Below are 14,554 nucleotides of genomic sequence, written 5' to 3'. Positions count from 1 at the left end.
AGATGGCTAAAAAACCAGGACAAGATTTTAGTAGTGCGAAGAATGGATTGGCGGAGTTAAAATCGCGCCTATTGTTTGTATTAGGTGCACTTTTAGTATTCCGTGCAGGTTCTTTCGTGCCAATCCCTGGTATTGACGCAGCTGTACTTGCCGATTTGTTCGAACAGCAAAAAGGTACCATCGTTGAAATGTTTAACATGTTCTCCGGTGGTGCTCTTGAGCGTGCATCTATATTAGCGTTGGGCATCATGCCGTATATTTCGGCTTCGATTGTTGTCCAACTGCTAACTGTAGTTCATCCAGCGTTAGCTGAACTCAAGAAAGAGGGTGAAGCTGGCCGTCGTAAGATTAGCCAATATACACGCTATGGCACGCTCGTACTTGCAACATTCCAAGCTATTGGTATTGCAACTGGCCTACCAAACATGGTCGATAATTTGGTTGTTATCAACCAAACCATGTTTACGCTAATTGCTACCGTAAGTTTAGTAACCGGTACCATGTTCTTAATGTGGTTAGGTGAACAAATTACAGAGCGTGGAATTGGTAATGGTATTTCATTACTGATTTTTGCAGGTATTGTTGCTGGATTGCCTTCGGCAATCGGTCAAACAATCGAGCAGGCGCGTCAAGGTGAACTGCATGTACTTCTTCTGCTGTTGATTGGTGTACTAGCTTTTGCGGTAATTTACTTTGTTGTTTTCATGGAGCGTGGTCAACGTCGTATCGTTGTTAACTACGCGAAGCGTCAACAAGGTCGTAAAGTATTTGCTGCGCAAAGCACTCACTTGCCACTTAAAATTAATATGGCAGGTGTTATTCCAGCAATCTTCGCATCGAGCATTATCCTGTTCCCAGGAACACTGGCTCAGTGGTTTGGTCAGAATGGTGAGAGCAGCGCGTTCGGTTGGTTAACTGACGTGTCTTTGGCTCTTAGCCCAGGTCAACCTCTGTATGTAATGCTTTATGCAGCAGCGATTATCTTCTTCTGCTTCTTCTACACGGCGTTGGTTTTCAACCCGCGTGAAACAGCAGATAACTTGAAGAAGTCTGGTGCATTCGTACCCGGCATCCGCCCAGGCGAGCAGACAGCCAAGTACATTGATAAAGTGATGACACGCTTAACCCTAGCGGGCGCGATGTACATTACCTTTATCTGTCTGATCCCAGAGTTCATGATGGTCGCGTGGAACGTTCGTTTCTACTTCGGCGGTACATCACTACTTATCGTAGTAGTTGTTATCATGGACTTTATGGCACAGGTACAGACTCATCTGATGTCTCAACAGTATGATTCTGTGTTGAAGAAAGCGAATCTGAAAGGCTATGGCCGTTAATTCGGCGGTAGTGTCAGATTTCATTTACGGAGTTTAGCAATGAAAGTTCGTGCTTCCGTTAAAAAAATCTGCCGTAACTGTAAAGTTATCAAGCGTAACGGTGTCGTTCGCGTGATTTGCAGTGAGCCAAAGCACAAACAGCGCCAAGGCTAATCAGCAGAAATTTTTACTTGAAATGTAAGGTAGTGTCGAGTATATTCCTCGGCCTACCTTTTGCGTGCAAAAGAAGTAGTACTCCGCAACGTATCCGAAACGGGCTTTGTTGCGGCTAATTCTTTTATGAAACACTATGGAGTGAATAATGGCCCGTATAGCAGGCATTAACATTCCTGATCAAAAACACGCTGTAATCGCACTAACTGCGATTTACGGCATCGGTAAGACTCGCTCTAAAGCTATCCTAGCTGAAGTGGGTATTGCTGAAGATGTTAAGATCAGTGAACTATCTGATGAACAGATCGATCAACTGCGTGATGGTGTAGCTAAATACACTGTAGAAGGTGATCTACGTCGTGAAGTATCTATGAACATCAAGCGTCTTATGGACCTTGGCTGTTACCGTGGTCTTCGTCATCGTCGCAGTCTACCACTACGTGGACAGCGTACTAAAACCAACGCTCGCACCCGTAAGGGTCCGCGTAAGCCGATCAAGAAATAATCGGGAAGGTAGAGTACAATGGCTAAACAACCAACTCGCGCGCGTAAACGCGTTCGCAAACAAGTTGCAGACGGTGTTGCGCACATCCATGCTTCTTTCAACAACACAATCGTTACCATTACTGACCGTCAAGGCAACGCTCTAGCTTGGGCTACTGCAGGTGGTTCAGGTTTCCGTGGTTCTCGTAAGTCTACTCCGTTCGCTGCACAGGTTGCTGCTGAGCGTTGTGCTGAAATGGCTAAAGAGTACGGTCTTAAGAACTTGGAAGTTATGGTTAAGGGTCCTGGTCCAGGTCGTGAATCTACTGTTCGCGCACTGAACGCAGCTGGTTTCCGCATCACAAACATCGTTGATGCTACACCAATCCCTCATAACGGTTGTCGTCCACCTAAGAAACGTCGCGTATAACGTTTCTAGGACTATTGGAGAAGAATCATGGCAAGATATTTGGGTCCTAAGCTGAAGCTTAGCCGTCGTGAAGGCACTGACTTATTCCTTAAGTCTGGTGTTCGTGCGATCGATACCAAGTGTAAAATTGATAACGCACCAGGTGTACACGGCGCTCGTCGCGGTCGTCTATCTGAGTATGGCGTTCAGCTTCGTGAGAAGCAAAAAGTTCGTCGTATGTACGGCGTTCTAGAAAAACAATTCCGTAACTACTACAAAGAAGCTGCACGCCTTAAAGGCAACACAGGTGAAAACCTGCTTCAACTTCTTGAAGGTCGTCTTGATAACGTAGTTTACCGTATGGGCTTTGGTGCAACTCGCGCTGAATCTCGTCAGCTAGTAAGCCACAAAGCTATCCTAGTTAACGGTAAAGTTGTAAACGTTCCTTCTTTCAAAGTAGCGGCTAACGACGTTGTATCTATTCGTGAGAAAGCTAAACAGCAATCTCGCATTAAAGCGGCTCTAGAAGTTGCTGAACAACGCGAAAAACCAACTTGGATTGAAGTAGATGGCGGTAAGATGGAAGGTACATTCAAGCGTATGCCTGAGCGTTCTGATCTATCAGCTGACATCAACGAACAATTGATCGTCGAGCTTTACTCTAAGTAAGGTTTAAACTAAAGAGAGGACACAATGCAGGGTTCTGTAACAGAATTTCTTAAGCCACGTCTTGTTGACATCGAACAAATCAGCACGACACACGCAAAAGTAACTCTTGAGCCGTTAGAGCGTGGTTTCGGCCATACTCTGGGTAATGCACTTCGCCGTATTCTACTATCTTCTATGCCAGGTTGTGCTGTAACAGAAGTAGAGATTGAAGGCGTTCTACACGAATACAGCACGAAAGAAGGCGTTCAAGAAGATATTCTTGAAATCCTACTTAACCTTAAAGGTCTTGCTGTACGCGTTGCTGAAGGCAAAGATGAAGTGTTTATTACGCTTAACAAATCAGGCTCGGGCCCTGTGGTTGCAGGTGACATCACCCATGATGGTGATGTAGAGATCGTTAACCCAGAACACGTTATTTGTCACCTAACGGATGACAACGCTGAAATCGCTATGCGTATTAAAGTTGAACGTGGTCGCGGTTATGTTCCTGCTTCTGCTCGTATCCATACTGAAGAAGATGAGCGTCCAATTGGTCGCCTACTGGTTGATGCAACATACAGTCCAGTAGACAAGATTGCTTACTCTGTTGACGCGGCTCGTGTAGAGCAACGTACAGACCTAGACAAGCTTGTAATCGATATGGAAACGAACGGTACTCTTGATCCTGAGGAAGCAATCCGTCGCGCAGCTACTATCCTAGCTGAGCAACTAGATGCGTTCGTAGATCTACGTGATGTACGTGTACCTGAGGAGAAGGAAGAGAAGCCAGAATTCGATCCGATCCTACTGCGTCCTGTAGACGATCTTGAACTAACAGTTCGCTCTGCTAACTGTCTGAAAGCAGAAGCGATTCACTACATCGGTGATCTTGTACAGCGTACTGAGGTTGAGCTACTTAAAACGCCAAACCTTGGTAAAAAATCTCTTACTGAGATTAAAGACGTACTTGCATCACGTGGTCTTTCTCTGGGCATGCGCCTAGAAAACTGGCCACCAGCGTCTATCGCTGAAGATTAATCGATACTAGTTAGAAGGATTAGGTCATGCGCCATCGTAAGAGTGGTCGTCAACTCAACCGCAACAGCTCACATCGTAAAGCGATGTTCAGCAATATGGCTAGCTCTTTAGTACGTCATGAAGTTATCAAGACTACATTGCCTAAAGCAAAAGAGCTACGTCGCGTAGTTGAGCCTTTGATTACACTAGCTAAGACTGACAGTGTTGCTAACCGTCGTCTTGCATTTGCACGTACTCGTGATAACGAAGTAGTTGCAAAACTGTTTAACGAACTAGGTCCACGTTTTGCTGCTCGTCAGGGCGGTTACACTCGTATCCTAAAAGCTGGCTTCCGTGCTGGTGATAAAGCTCCAATGGCTTACATTGAGCTTGTAGATCGCCCAGCTGCTGAAGAAACTGCTGCTGAGTAATCAGGTTCGAAAGAACGAAAAAGCCGAGCATTAGCTCGGCTTTTTTGTATCTACAGAAAACAAACAATAAAAAGCGATAGGTATCAATCTATCGCTTTGTTGTATTTATACCAATCAGCATAAGTCTTTGATCATTCTTGCTGATTAAAATCGCTGATAACGTTGTTGCAGATTTTGTAATTAGAATAACTAGTTAACGGCAATCTGCGCCTAGTTCTAAGCGATTTTCCTTGCGCAATTTTCTGACCATTTACTTATCCTGATTGGCATAAGTTTGTCGGTTAAGCTTTCCATAAACTGCTTAATGAGCCAAGTAGCCCTTCACTTGCGCCACTCTCTTTTAAGTAGTCAAGAATCACTGGAACAAATTGGTTTACCATTGATGGATCCAGTCCTACGCTCTCAAACGCTTTGTTCACTGCTTGCATGTTTTCGATGTTGCCAACAATGCCCTGCATGTCCGGTAAGTTAGAAGACCAAGGGATTAAAGATTCCAGCTCTGATAGATCTGCCGACGATAGCTGTTGTTGGGCCAGGCCTAGTAACGCGCCACTACCTCCTAGTGCTTGTTCGGTGGTGACTGGAAGTTTCTCGGCCAAGATGCCGCTAAGTGGAATACTATGATCAGCGATTTCACTATGCTCTGTTACTAACTTAGAGATACTGTCTTGAGTGTCTTTATCACTGATAGAGTCAAGCCACGAGCCCGCATAAGCACCGGTGGTAAACAATAATAAGATCAGAGTTGCAGTTGAGGCTTTTTTCATTGAGCTATTCCTTTTGTTTTTGCTTTATTAAGCTTTATTTTAGTAAAAAAAAAGCAACGCTGAGCGTCGCTTTTTCAATAACTAAGTTTTCTATAACTTATAGGATATCTAGTAGCTCTACTTCGAACACTAGTGCTGCGAATGGAGGAATCGCTGCGCCTGCGCCACGCTCACCGTATGCAAGGTCTTGTGGGATGTATAGCTTCCACTTAGAACCTACAGGCATTAGTTGTAGTGCTTCAACCCAACCTTTGATTACGCCAGTTACTGGGAACTCAGCTGGTTGACCGCGAGATACAGAGCTATCGAATACAGTGCCGTCAGTCAGTTCACCGTGGTAGTGAACGCGAACTTGCTTGTCAGAAGTTGGGATTTCACCAGTACCTTCAGTGATGATTTCGTACTGTAGACCAGACTCAAGTACAGTTACTTCAGGACGTAGAGCGTTGTCTTTTAGGAAAACTTCGCCGTCTGCAGCAGCAGCTTTAGCTGCTTCTTGACGCGCTTCTTCTGCACGCATTTGCATCTCTTGAAGAGCGTTGTTGATTTCGTCGATTTCGATAGCTGGCATGTCACCAGTTAGTGCCGTTGCGATACCTGCTGCAATCGCATCAACATTTAGACCTTCAAGACCAGCACCTGCTAGTTGCTGACCCATTTGTAGACCAATACCGTAGCTAGCTTTTTGCTCTACAGTTTCAAATTTAACTTCAGACATGGAGTCTCTCTTTCATGGGTGTATAAAGTGTTTAAGGATACCAGTAAAGAGTGATGGATGAAACGTCGTAGCCATAGCGAACGTGTTTCAATATGCAGGATTAAGAGACTAATCACTGTTGTTTGCCGTGGCTTAAAGCGGCTGATAACCAACCCTTACCCGACGAGTGCTAAAATAGAATGAGAGTTAAGTCTGAGTTTTGGGCTTAAAGTGTGAGATTTGACAGGAGCATTACTTTCAACGTTGGAATTTCCTATACTCGGAGACGCTAGGTTTTTATACTTAAAGCCAGAGAATTTTGGAGACGGGTTGCAATGAATCGCCGTAAAAAAAAGCCACAACAAGTCGATTACATTCAATTAGCCAAGGATAAGCTACGAGCCATCGATTGGACTAACATGAAACAACAACTGCTGGATCGTTGGCAGCAGCTACCGAAACTGCACCAACGCGCGTTGATGGTATTGGTACCTGTCGTTCTGGCGTTAATCGTTATTCCATTCCCTCAAAGCCAGCCGCAGCAAGATAGTGTTGAAGTAGAGCGGGTTGCCGTTGAGGTTAATACGCAAAGTTTGAGTGAGCAAGGTGAATCAAAACCGCAACCACTCCAATCGAATCAATGGCAAGAATACACCGTAAAATCAGGTGATACGCTTGCTCAAGTATTTCGCGCTAATAACCTACCGATGTCTGATCTGAATGCATTGGTTAAAATTGAAAGTAGTGATAAACCGCTGAGCCATATTAAGGCTGGGCAATTGGTACGCTTTAAGATTAATGCGGACGGTTCACTTGATATGTTACAACTTGAGAAAGCAACAAAGTCAGTGATGTTCTTTCGTGTCTCTGATGGCGGTTTTGCCCAGCAGAAATAACTTATCTATTTGGAATGATTACTTTGTTTGCTTTGTGCGGCGTATTGAGCGCCGCTGCAGTATGTCTCTATAAGGCAGTAGCGGCAAAATAATCATGACTATCCCTAGTGCGGTCAGGCTATCTGGAATTTCGTTAAATCCCCAAATGCCAATGATGACCACAAATACTAAGCCAGAATATTCCGCCAAAGCAATTTGCCCTGCCGGCGCTTTTCTATAAGCCATCACGGCTAAGCCGTTGTAAGTCAAAATTAGTCCTGCGCTGAGTGCTACTAGGCCGACCTGAGCGAGAGTGATTGGCTGCCAATATAAAACTGCCATCACTCCGGAAAGCGGTACGGTCATGATGGAAGTCCAAAATAGCGTTGTGATAACTGGTTGCTCCGGTGGAAGCTTGCGCGCCAGAATATTAAATACTGCTAGGGTAGTCGCAGTGCCTAGAGCAAACCAGGCAGCCCAATGAAATTGAGATGGTCTGAGTACCATTAAGACCCCAATAAACCCAATAGTGGTCGCCAGCACTTTTGCTAGTGGTGGTATCTCTTTGAGTATCCATACCGAAAGTGGCAGCATGATAAGGGGCGCAGCATAGAAAACTGCGTTGGCAGTTGCGAGCGGTAAGTGAGTGATTGCTATCATCATGCATCCGCTGCCGAGCATGATTAAAACCGCACGTATGCCAATCACTCCCGGTGCCGTTAGTGTTCGCTGACTGGCAGATTGCCGCCACCACAACGGTAAGATAATCAGTACTGACAGTAGCTGACGCATAAATACGTATTGAAACGAGCTAATTTCACCGTTGAGCAGTTTGACTGCTACGTCTGATAGCGATGCCGCGAGATTCCCCACGACGAGCAGTAAAATTGCTAAGCTAGCTGCTGACCACTGCACTAATATCACTCACGCAGCATATCAACGTGTGGGATGTCATCTTCTAGGTACATCTCAGACGTTTGTTTAAAACCATGCTGTTGGTAGAAAGCAGTAAGATGCTGCTGAGCACCAATTTCTATCGATTCTTGTGGCCAAAGTTGTTCACATTCGATGATGGCTTGTTTGAGTAGCTGATGTCCCAAACCATTTCCGCGCGCACTGGCTAAGGTGGCCACGCGGCCAATGCTGACGGATGGGTAAGTGGTGCCTTTTGGCAGTAAACGAGAGCAAGCGACCAATTGATCATTTTGGTAGCCGAGTAAGTGGTACACGTCATCCAAGATATCTTTGCCATCCAGTTCTGGATAAGGGCAGTTTTGTTCGACGACAAATACATCGACACGCAGCTTAATTAACTGGTAGAGCTCAATATTACTAAGTTGAGAGAAGGGAATTAACTTCCAAGTAATCATAGTGATGCAAGAATGAAGAAATTGACTGTAGAGTAAATTAGCAAGTTTCTCTTTCTGCGGCATTAACAATTGTTATTCACCACAATGATTTTTAAATCAACCGATTTTGAAATTAACGGTTTTTAATTCGGCTTAAGCTTACAGGAGTAATGCCTAAGTAGGCCGCGATTTGGTAGTCACTCAGTCTTTGTTCCAGATCGGCAAAGTTTTCACAGAACAGTTGATAGCGTTGCTCGGCACTGTAGAGCAGCATAAAACGTTCTTTGTTTTCCTTATGCATCAATTGGGTTTCGACCAGCTTTAGGTAGATAGGATGATTGTCGTTGCGCCATTGGTTAAGAGTCTCAATCGGTAAACACATCAACTCACACGGAGTTAAAGTTTCAAGTAGAAATGCGGACGGCTGCTGTTTAATCAGGCTTTCAAAGCCAATGATCCAATCGAGCTCCCAGTAGAATTCTTTACTGAATTCTTTACCTTGTTCAGTTAAGTAACTCGCGTGGCACAGTCCATCGAGAACAAAATAGAAACTGTCAGCTAGCGCACCTTGCTCAATAAGAATATGGCGCGTTGGCAGCTCTAGCGGTTTGGCAAGCGAGGTAAGTTGATTTACTTCAAGGTTGGAAAAGCCTTGTTCGATGAGGTGGCGACGAAATTTAGCCTGCATTATTTTCTCCACATACAAAAAAGCCGCTATACATTTATAGCGGCTTGATATTAACACCTATACCTTTGTGATTAGAAGTTAGTGAGTATCCACTTTACATCGCTCAGGCATAGAATCACGGCAAGATATTATTTCTGCAGATCGATTTGGTAGATCGCAAAACCGATATCATCAGTCGCCACTTGTTTCATTGGGTACTGACCTTTGTCTTTCACGAATTTTGCTGCTTTGTCACTTGGTGATGTTTCAAAGCGAATATCCAGTGCTTTGTCTGCTTTAATTGGTGCAAACGTCCAGTTGTTGTCTGCGCTTGGTGTTACTTCGCCTTTCTCTTTGCTTACGCGAGAGATGTAAGAAGCCACCACTGAGCGGTTTTCATCTGGAGAATCAAATGCAACATGGTCGCTACCAGTACCTGGGAACTTGTTGCTGTATGCGCGGTAGTTGTTGGTTGCTACGATGAACTCTTGCTTCATATCGATAGGCTTACCTTGGTAAGTCAGATTTTGGATACGAGTCGAGTCTGGGTTAACCAGCTTACAGTCACCGTCATATTTCGCAGGTTGAGTCACATCAACTTGGTAGTTTACGCCGTCGATAACGTCAAAGTTGTAAGTACGGAAGCCATCCCAGTTGATCAGGGTTTGTGGTGCCGTGCTGTTTACATCAATTTGATTGAATTGGCCAACCGAGCATTCAAGCCACTCTTTCACTTCGTTACCTGTCATTTTCAGAGCAACAAGCGTATTAGGGTAAAGGTAAAGGTCTGCCGCATTACGGAAAGTTAGCTGGCCAGATTCCACTTCAGTAAAGCCTGAAGGATCATCTTTACGGCCACCCGCTTTAAATGGTGCCGCTGCAGATAGTACCGGGATATCTGCAAGATCTGGGTCACCTTGAATGAAACGTTCAACGTAGTCTTTTTGTGCAAGGTTAACGATCTGTACGGTTGGATCATCTTGTACAAGTGCTAAGAAGCTGTACATAACGTCGTTTGACTGACCGATTGGTTGGTTAACAAACTCTCGTGTACCTTTGTGGTCTGCTTCTAGTGCTTTTACGATGCCTTGATCTGCTTCAACTAGCGCTTTCTTGTTTACTTTGTCGAAGATTGGACGAGCTTCAGTTTTACCTGAAGTGACTTCCCATTTCCCCTCTTTTTGCTCAAGCACGAGGTCGATTACACCTACGTGGTCGCCCCAACGGCCCGGCATAACTGCAGCAACGCCATTGATAGTACCGTTTTTGTTGTCTACGCCAGGTAGGTTGTCAAAGCCTTTACCTGGGAATACTGCGTGTGAGTGACCAAATGCGATGGCGTCGATACCTTCAACTTCTGATAGGTAGTAAGTTGAGTTTTCTGCACCCACTTTGTGTGGATCCATTGAAACGCCAGAGTGTGGGATCGCAACGATAACGTCAGCGCCTTCCGCTTTCATCTTAGGTACAAGCTCTTCCGCCGTTTCTTTGATGTCTTTAGCGAAGACTTTACCTTCTAGGTTTTTCTTATCCCAAACCATGATTTGTGGTGGAACAAAACCGATGTAACCCACTTTGATCTGTTGTTCAGCGCCATCAGCGTCTTTGAAAGTGTGTGTTTTGATGATGTATGGCTTGAAGTAGTGTTCACCGGTTTTCTGGTCGAACACGTTCGCACTGATGTATGGGAAATCAGCATCGTTTAGAGTTTCAGCTAGGAATTCTAGACCGTAGTTAAATTCGTGGTTACCGATGTTACCCACATCGTAGTTTAGTTGGTTCATTGCTTTGTACACAGGGTGTACTTCACCAACTTCAATGCCTTTATCCGCCATGTAGTCACCCATTGGGCTACCTTGGATCAAGTCACCGTTATCAACTAACACGCTGTTTTCAACTTCAGCACGAGCTTGTTTAACAAGAGTAGCGGTGCGAGTTAAACCAATCTTTTGTGACGGACTGTCTTTGTAGTAGTCGTAATCCATCACGTTAGTGTGGATGTCTGTGGTTTCGATGATACGCAGTTTGATCGTATCAGCCATTGCAGGGCCTGCCATAGTTAGCATGCCGCCTAGTACAGCGAGGGTTAGGGGTTTCACTGCCACTTTCATGTTATTTAGCTCCGATAGCGTTAGTTTTAACGTTGCGTAATGTAACAAATTACTCTGCAACAATAATTTCGACGCATGTCAAATTGTGATGTTGCGCGTTTACTAAATGCTGTTCTGTCACCGTATTCGCAGAATTGCTGAGTATCTGTGCAACAGCACGCTGTTGATTGAAGTTTAAAAGGCGTTATTTTTCCTGCCTTATCAGTTATTGGTATAAAAAATGAAATTTTAGAATTTCAGGTAATATATCTAGAAGGTCATAATGCAATCATTCACATGGAAGGAATACATTATGGCGAGCAAGGATAAAGTGTCTCAGTTTCCACTGAACCACTTACGCACCACACAAAATAATAGTCATCGCCCAAGCTTTAAAACCACGAGTCTGTTACGTGCTGGTGAAGTTGCTTTGGTTGGCGCCGGTCCTGGCGACGCTGAGTTGCTGACGATTAAAGCGTTGAGCTTTATTCAACAAGCCGATGTTGTGCTGTACGACTACTTGGTTTCGGATGACATTTTAGCGCTTATACCAGACAGCACCATTTTAGTCTGCGTGGGTAAACGTGCCGGGCACCACAGTGTTCCTCAAGAGAAAACCAATCAACTATTAGTCGATTTTGCCAAGCAAGGTCACAAGGTTGTGCGCATTAAAGGTGGCGATCCATTTGTGTTTGGTCGCGGTGGCGAGGAGCTTGAAGTGTTAGCGGATGCTGGCGTACGTTTTCAAGTGATTCCAGGTATTACTGCCGCTGCTGGCGCAACCGCTTATGCCGGTATTCCACTGACTCACCGAGATTATGCGCAAACCGCGATGTTTATTACCGGCCATTTGAAAGCGGAAAGCGACGATATGGATTGGTCGACACTTGCGCGCGGTAATCAAACCTTAGTTATCTACATGGGGTTGATGAAGTCTGACTACATCCAGCAGCAATTGGTTAGCCATGGGCGAAAAGCCTCAACACCTATCGCCATCATCGAGCGCGGTACACAAAGCTGTCAAAAAGTATTCAAAGGCGAGCTCTCTGAGCTGGCAACGTTAGCGCAAGACGCTGAGTCACCATCGCTTATCGTGGTTGGCGAAGTGGTCGCGCTGGCTGAGAAATTACAGTGGTTCAATCAAGAAGAGAACGCCACTTTAAACAATAAAGTAACGCAACGTCATTACGCATAAAGATTAAAGACTAGCCGAAACGCTCGTAAGAGCCGCAAAGGAAGCACCAACATGGACCAAGAACGTTTAACTCACCTTAAACAGTTAGAAGCCGAGAGTATTCACATTATTCGTGAAGTCGCGGCAGAGTTTGATAACCCGGTAATGATGTATTCCATCGGGAAAGACTCATCGGTAATGTTGCACTTAGCAAGGAAAGCATTTTACCCAGGCAAAATACCTTTCCCGCTACTGCATGTGGATACCGATTGGAAATTTAAACAGATGATCGAATTCCGCGATAAAACGGCGGAAAAGTACGGCTTTGAGCTTTTGGTACATAAGAACCCAGAAGGTCTCGCAATGGGCTGTAGCCCATTTGTGCACGGCTCATCGAAACATACTGACATCATGAAAACTCAGGGTTTGAAGCAAGCGCTGAACAAATATGGCTTTGATGCTGCCTTTGGTGGTGCGCGTCGTGACGAAGAAAAATCACGCGCGAAAGAGCGTGTCTACTCATTCCGCGACAAGAACCACACTTGGGATCCGAAGAATCAGCGCCCTGAGCTGTGGAAAACCTACAACGGTCAGATCAATAAAGGCGAAAGCATTCGCGTTTTCCCACTGTCGAATTGGACTGAGTTGGATATCTGGCAGTACATCTACCTAGAAAACATCGAAATTGTTCCGCTCTACCTCGCCGATAAGCGTCCAGTAGTTGAGCGTGATGGCATGCTGATCATGGTTGATGATGACCGCATGGAGTTGCAACCCGGTGAAGTGATTGAAGAAAAAAGTGTGCGTTTCCGTACGCTTGGTTGCTACCCACTTACTGGTGCCGTTGAATCAGAAGCCAATACCTTAACCGGTATTATTGAAGAGATGCTGGTCGCCACCTCGAGTGAGCGTCAAGGCCGCGCGATCGACCACGATCAATCAGGATCGATGGAGCTGAAAAAGCGCCAGGGTTATTTCTAGGGATTAAGGATAGACAAGATGAACAGTGAAGTAGAAGCTCAATTAGCTGAGTTAGGGATCGAGGGATACTTAACGCAACACCAGTACAAGTCATTACTTAGATTCCTAACATGTGGCTCAGTAGACGATGGCAAGAGTACTTTGATCGGTCGCTTGCTCCATGACTCAAAACAAATCTATGAAGATCAATTGGCAGCGGTGCACTCAGACAGTCAGCGTGTGGGTACTACAGGAGAGCGCCCGGATTTAGCGTTGTTAGTCGATGGCTTACAGGCTGAACGAGAGCAAGGGATCACCATTGATGTAGCGTACCGTTATTTCTCAACGCAGAAGCGTAAATTCATCATTGCTGATACGCCAGGGCATGAGCAATACACTCGTAACATGGCAACGGGCGCGTCGACTTGTGATGTTGCTGTGATCTTGATTGATGCGCGCAAAGGCGTATTGGATCAAACTCGTCGTCATTCGTTTATTTCTAATCTTTTAGGATTGAAGCATTTTGTTGTTGCAGTCAACAAGATGGATCTGGTGGATTACTCTCAAGATCGTTTTGAGCAAATCCGTGATGAATACGTAGAATTTTCTAAAAATCTCCACGGTGAAATTGATATTCAGATCCTCCCGTTATCGGCATTAGAAGGCGATAACGTGGTGGAAGCCAGCCCGAAAATGAACTGGTTTAAGGGTAAACCACTGCTGGATATTCTTGAAAGCATCGATGTCGATCGCGAGAAAGAAGTCGGTGAATTCCGATTCCCTATTCAATATGTTAATCGCCCGAACCTCGATTTCCGTGGTTTTGCCGGCACCATTGCTTCCGGTAGTGTCAGTGTGGGTGATGAAGTGACGGCTCTACCATCCGGAAAAAGCTCAAAGGTAGCGCGAATTGTGACCTTTGATGGTGACTTAGGGACGGCGCATTCCGGTCAAGCGGTGACGCTAACTTTAGAAGACGAGATTGATATCAGTCGCGGCGACCTCTTGGTGCTTAACCAAGCTGAAGTGACCTCAAGTAATCATTTACTTGCTGATGTGGTGTGGATGACAGAACAACCGCTGCAACCTGGTCGGGAATACGATATCAAGATTGCAGGCAAAAAGACGGTAGGGCGCGTTGAAGGCATTCGCCATCAGTACGACATCAATAACCTATCCACCTATGGCGCAGCAGAGCTGCCATTGAACGGGATTGGCTTGTGTGAGTGGAGCCTAACTGAATCCGTTGCTTTGGATAGCTATACCGAGTGCCAAGATACCGGTGGCTTTGTGGTGATTGATCGTTTGACGAACGTTACGGTTGGTGCGGGCTTAGTGCGTGAAAGCTTGAGTCAGATTGAACAAAAAGTCGGTGATTTCTCTGCTTTTGAAGTTGAGCTTAATGCGTTAGTTCGTAAGCATTTCCCTCATTGGGGTGCGAAGGATCTTTCACAATTGTTGAAGTAGTTCAGTGACTACAGCTTAATTCCGCCGTTG

At 45.3% G+C, this 14,554-nt stretch carries 16 protein-coding genes and 1 pseudogene; 11 read left to right on the top strand and 6 right to left on the bottom strand.

The features are described from left to right. Positions 1-2 precede the first annotated feature (2 nt). The 7 genes from secY to rplQ all read left to right on the top strand — a co-directional run bounded on the left by secY (position 3) and on the right by rplQ (position 4,478). Positions 3-1,337 (top strand): preprotein translocase subunit SecY, encoded by a 1,335-nt coding sequence (gene secY / locus IRQ95_RS09795; RefSeq protein ID WP_075651024.1) that lies wholly within the window; start codon positions 3-5, stop codon positions 1,335-1,337. A 39-nt stretch (positions 1,338-1,376) separates the two neighbouring features. Then, positions 1,377-1,490, top strand: coding sequence for a 50S ribosomal protein L36 (gene rpmJ, locus IRQ95_RS09790; RefSeq protein WP_000868186.1), 114 nt, complete (start codon positions 1,377-1,379; stop codon positions 1,488-1,490). 148 nt (positions 1,491-1,638) lie between these two features. Then, complete coding sequence (gene rpsM / locus IRQ95_RS09785) at positions 1,639-1,995, top strand: 30S ribosomal protein S13 (protein ID WP_075651022.1); 357 nt, start codon at positions 1,639-1,641, stop codon at positions 1,993-1,995. A gap of 18 nt (positions 1,996-2,013) precedes the next feature. Further along, positions 2,014-2,403 carry a 30S ribosomal protein S11 gene (rpsK, locus tag IRQ95_RS09780; RefSeq protein WP_001118870.1) on the top strand — a complete coding sequence of 130 codons (390 nt, stop codon included), beginning with the start codon at positions 2,014-2,016 and terminating at the stop codon, positions 2,401-2,403. A 27-nt stretch (positions 2,404-2,430) separates the two neighbouring features. Further along, on the top strand, positions 2,431-3,051 hold the full coding sequence (gene rpsD, locus IRQ95_RS09775; protein ID WP_021708922.1) for a 30S ribosomal protein S4: 621 nt from the start codon (positions 2,431-2,433) through the stop codon (positions 3,049-3,051). 24 nt (positions 3,052-3,075) lie between these two features. Further along, entirely contained in the window at positions 3,076-4,068 is a 993-nt protein-coding gene (locus IRQ95_RS09770; protein WP_075651020.1) for a DNA-directed RNA polymerase subunit alpha, read from the top strand. A 26-nt stretch (positions 4,069-4,094) separates the two neighbouring features. Then, positions 4,095-4,478 carry a 50S ribosomal protein L17 gene (gene rplQ / locus IRQ95_RS09765; protein WP_039430775.1) on the top strand — a complete coding sequence of 128 codons (384 nt, stop codon included), beginning with the start codon at positions 4,095-4,097 and terminating at the stop codon, positions 4,476-4,478. A 281-nt stretch (positions 4,479-4,759) separates the two neighbouring features. Here the strand turns inward: rplQ and IRQ95_RS09760 are convergent, their stop codons facing one another. Next, a complete protein-coding gene (locus IRQ95_RS09760) occupies positions 4,760-5,245 on the bottom strand; it encodes a DUF2780 domain-containing protein (protein ID WP_194436770.1) in 486 nt (161 codons plus the stop codon). A 97-nt stretch (positions 5,246-5,342) separates the two neighbouring features. Next, positions 5,343-5,963, bottom strand: a complete 621-nt coding sequence (gene bamJ, locus IRQ95_RS09755) for a BamJ family beta-barrel-assembly machinery protein (protein ID WP_194436769.1) — start codon at positions 5,961-5,963, stop codon at positions 5,343-5,345. Positions 5,964-6,277: 314 nt separating this feature from the next. Between bamJ and IRQ95_RS09750 the strand changes: the two genes are divergently transcribed. Continuing rightward, positions 6,278-6,838: an OapA family protein gene (locus IRQ95_RS09750; RefSeq protein ID WP_194436768.1), complete on the top strand. Its 561-nt coding sequence runs from the start codon at positions 6,278-6,280 to the stop codon at positions 6,836-6,838. 18 nt (positions 6,839-6,856) lie between these two features. Here the strand turns inward: IRQ95_RS09750 and IRQ95_RS09745 are convergent, their stop codons facing one another. From IRQ95_RS09745 to cpdB, 4 genes are all read right to left on the bottom strand, one after another. Next, positions 6,857-7,732 (bottom strand): EamA family transporter, encoded by an 876-nt coding sequence (locus IRQ95_RS09745; RefSeq protein ID WP_194436767.1) that lies wholly within the window; start codon positions 7,730-7,732, stop codon positions 6,857-6,859. 5 nt (positions 7,733-7,737) lie between these two features. Continuing rightward, positions 7,738-8,187: a GNAT family N-acetyltransferase gene (locus tag IRQ95_RS09740; RefSeq protein ID WP_194436766.1), complete on the bottom strand. Its 450-nt coding sequence runs from the start codon at positions 8,185-8,187 to the stop codon at positions 7,738-7,740. Positions 8,188-8,299: 112 nt separating this feature from the next. Then, a complete protein-coding gene (locus IRQ95_RS09735) occupies positions 8,300-8,854 on the bottom strand; it encodes a Crp/Fnr family transcriptional regulator (protein ID WP_194436765.1) in 555 nt (184 codons plus the stop codon). A 128-nt stretch (positions 8,855-8,982) separates the two neighbouring features. Next, positions 8,983-10,944, bottom strand: coding sequence for a 2',3'-cyclic-nucleotide 2'-phosphodiesterase (gene cpdB, locus IRQ95_RS09730; protein WP_194436764.1), 1,962 nt, complete (start codon positions 10,942-10,944; stop codon positions 8,983-8,985). Between the two features lie 292 nt (positions 10,945-11,236). Here cpdB and cobA point away from each other — a divergent pair, with 292 nt between their 5' ends. From cobA to cysN, 3 genes and pseudogenes are all read left to right on the top strand, one after another. Further along, positions 11,237-12,118: a uroporphyrinogen-III C-methyltransferase gene (gene cobA / locus IRQ95_RS09725; protein WP_194436763.1), complete on the top strand. Its 882-nt coding sequence runs from the start codon at positions 11,237-11,239 to the stop codon at positions 12,116-12,118. 39 nt (positions 12,119-12,157) lie between these two features. After that, positions 12,158-13,078: pseudogene (cysD, locus tag IRQ95_RS09720) on the top strand (sulfate adenylyltransferase subunit CysD); the annotation flags it as partial. 18 nt (positions 13,079-13,096) lie between these two features. After that, positions 13,097-14,524, top strand: coding sequence for a sulfate adenylyltransferase subunit CysN (gene cysN, locus IRQ95_RS09715; RefSeq protein ID WP_194436761.1), 1,428 nt, complete (start codon positions 13,097-13,099; stop codon positions 14,522-14,524). Positions 14,525-14,554: the final 30 nt, after the last annotated feature.

Source organism: Vibrio fluminensis, assembly GCF_015278125.1.
GTDB lineage: Bacteria > Pseudomonadota > Gammaproteobacteria > Enterobacterales > Vibrionaceae > Vibrio > Vibrio fluminensis.
The sequence above is the reverse complement of the archived record's forward strand: the minus strand, read 5'-3'. Positions and strand labels throughout refer to the sequence as shown.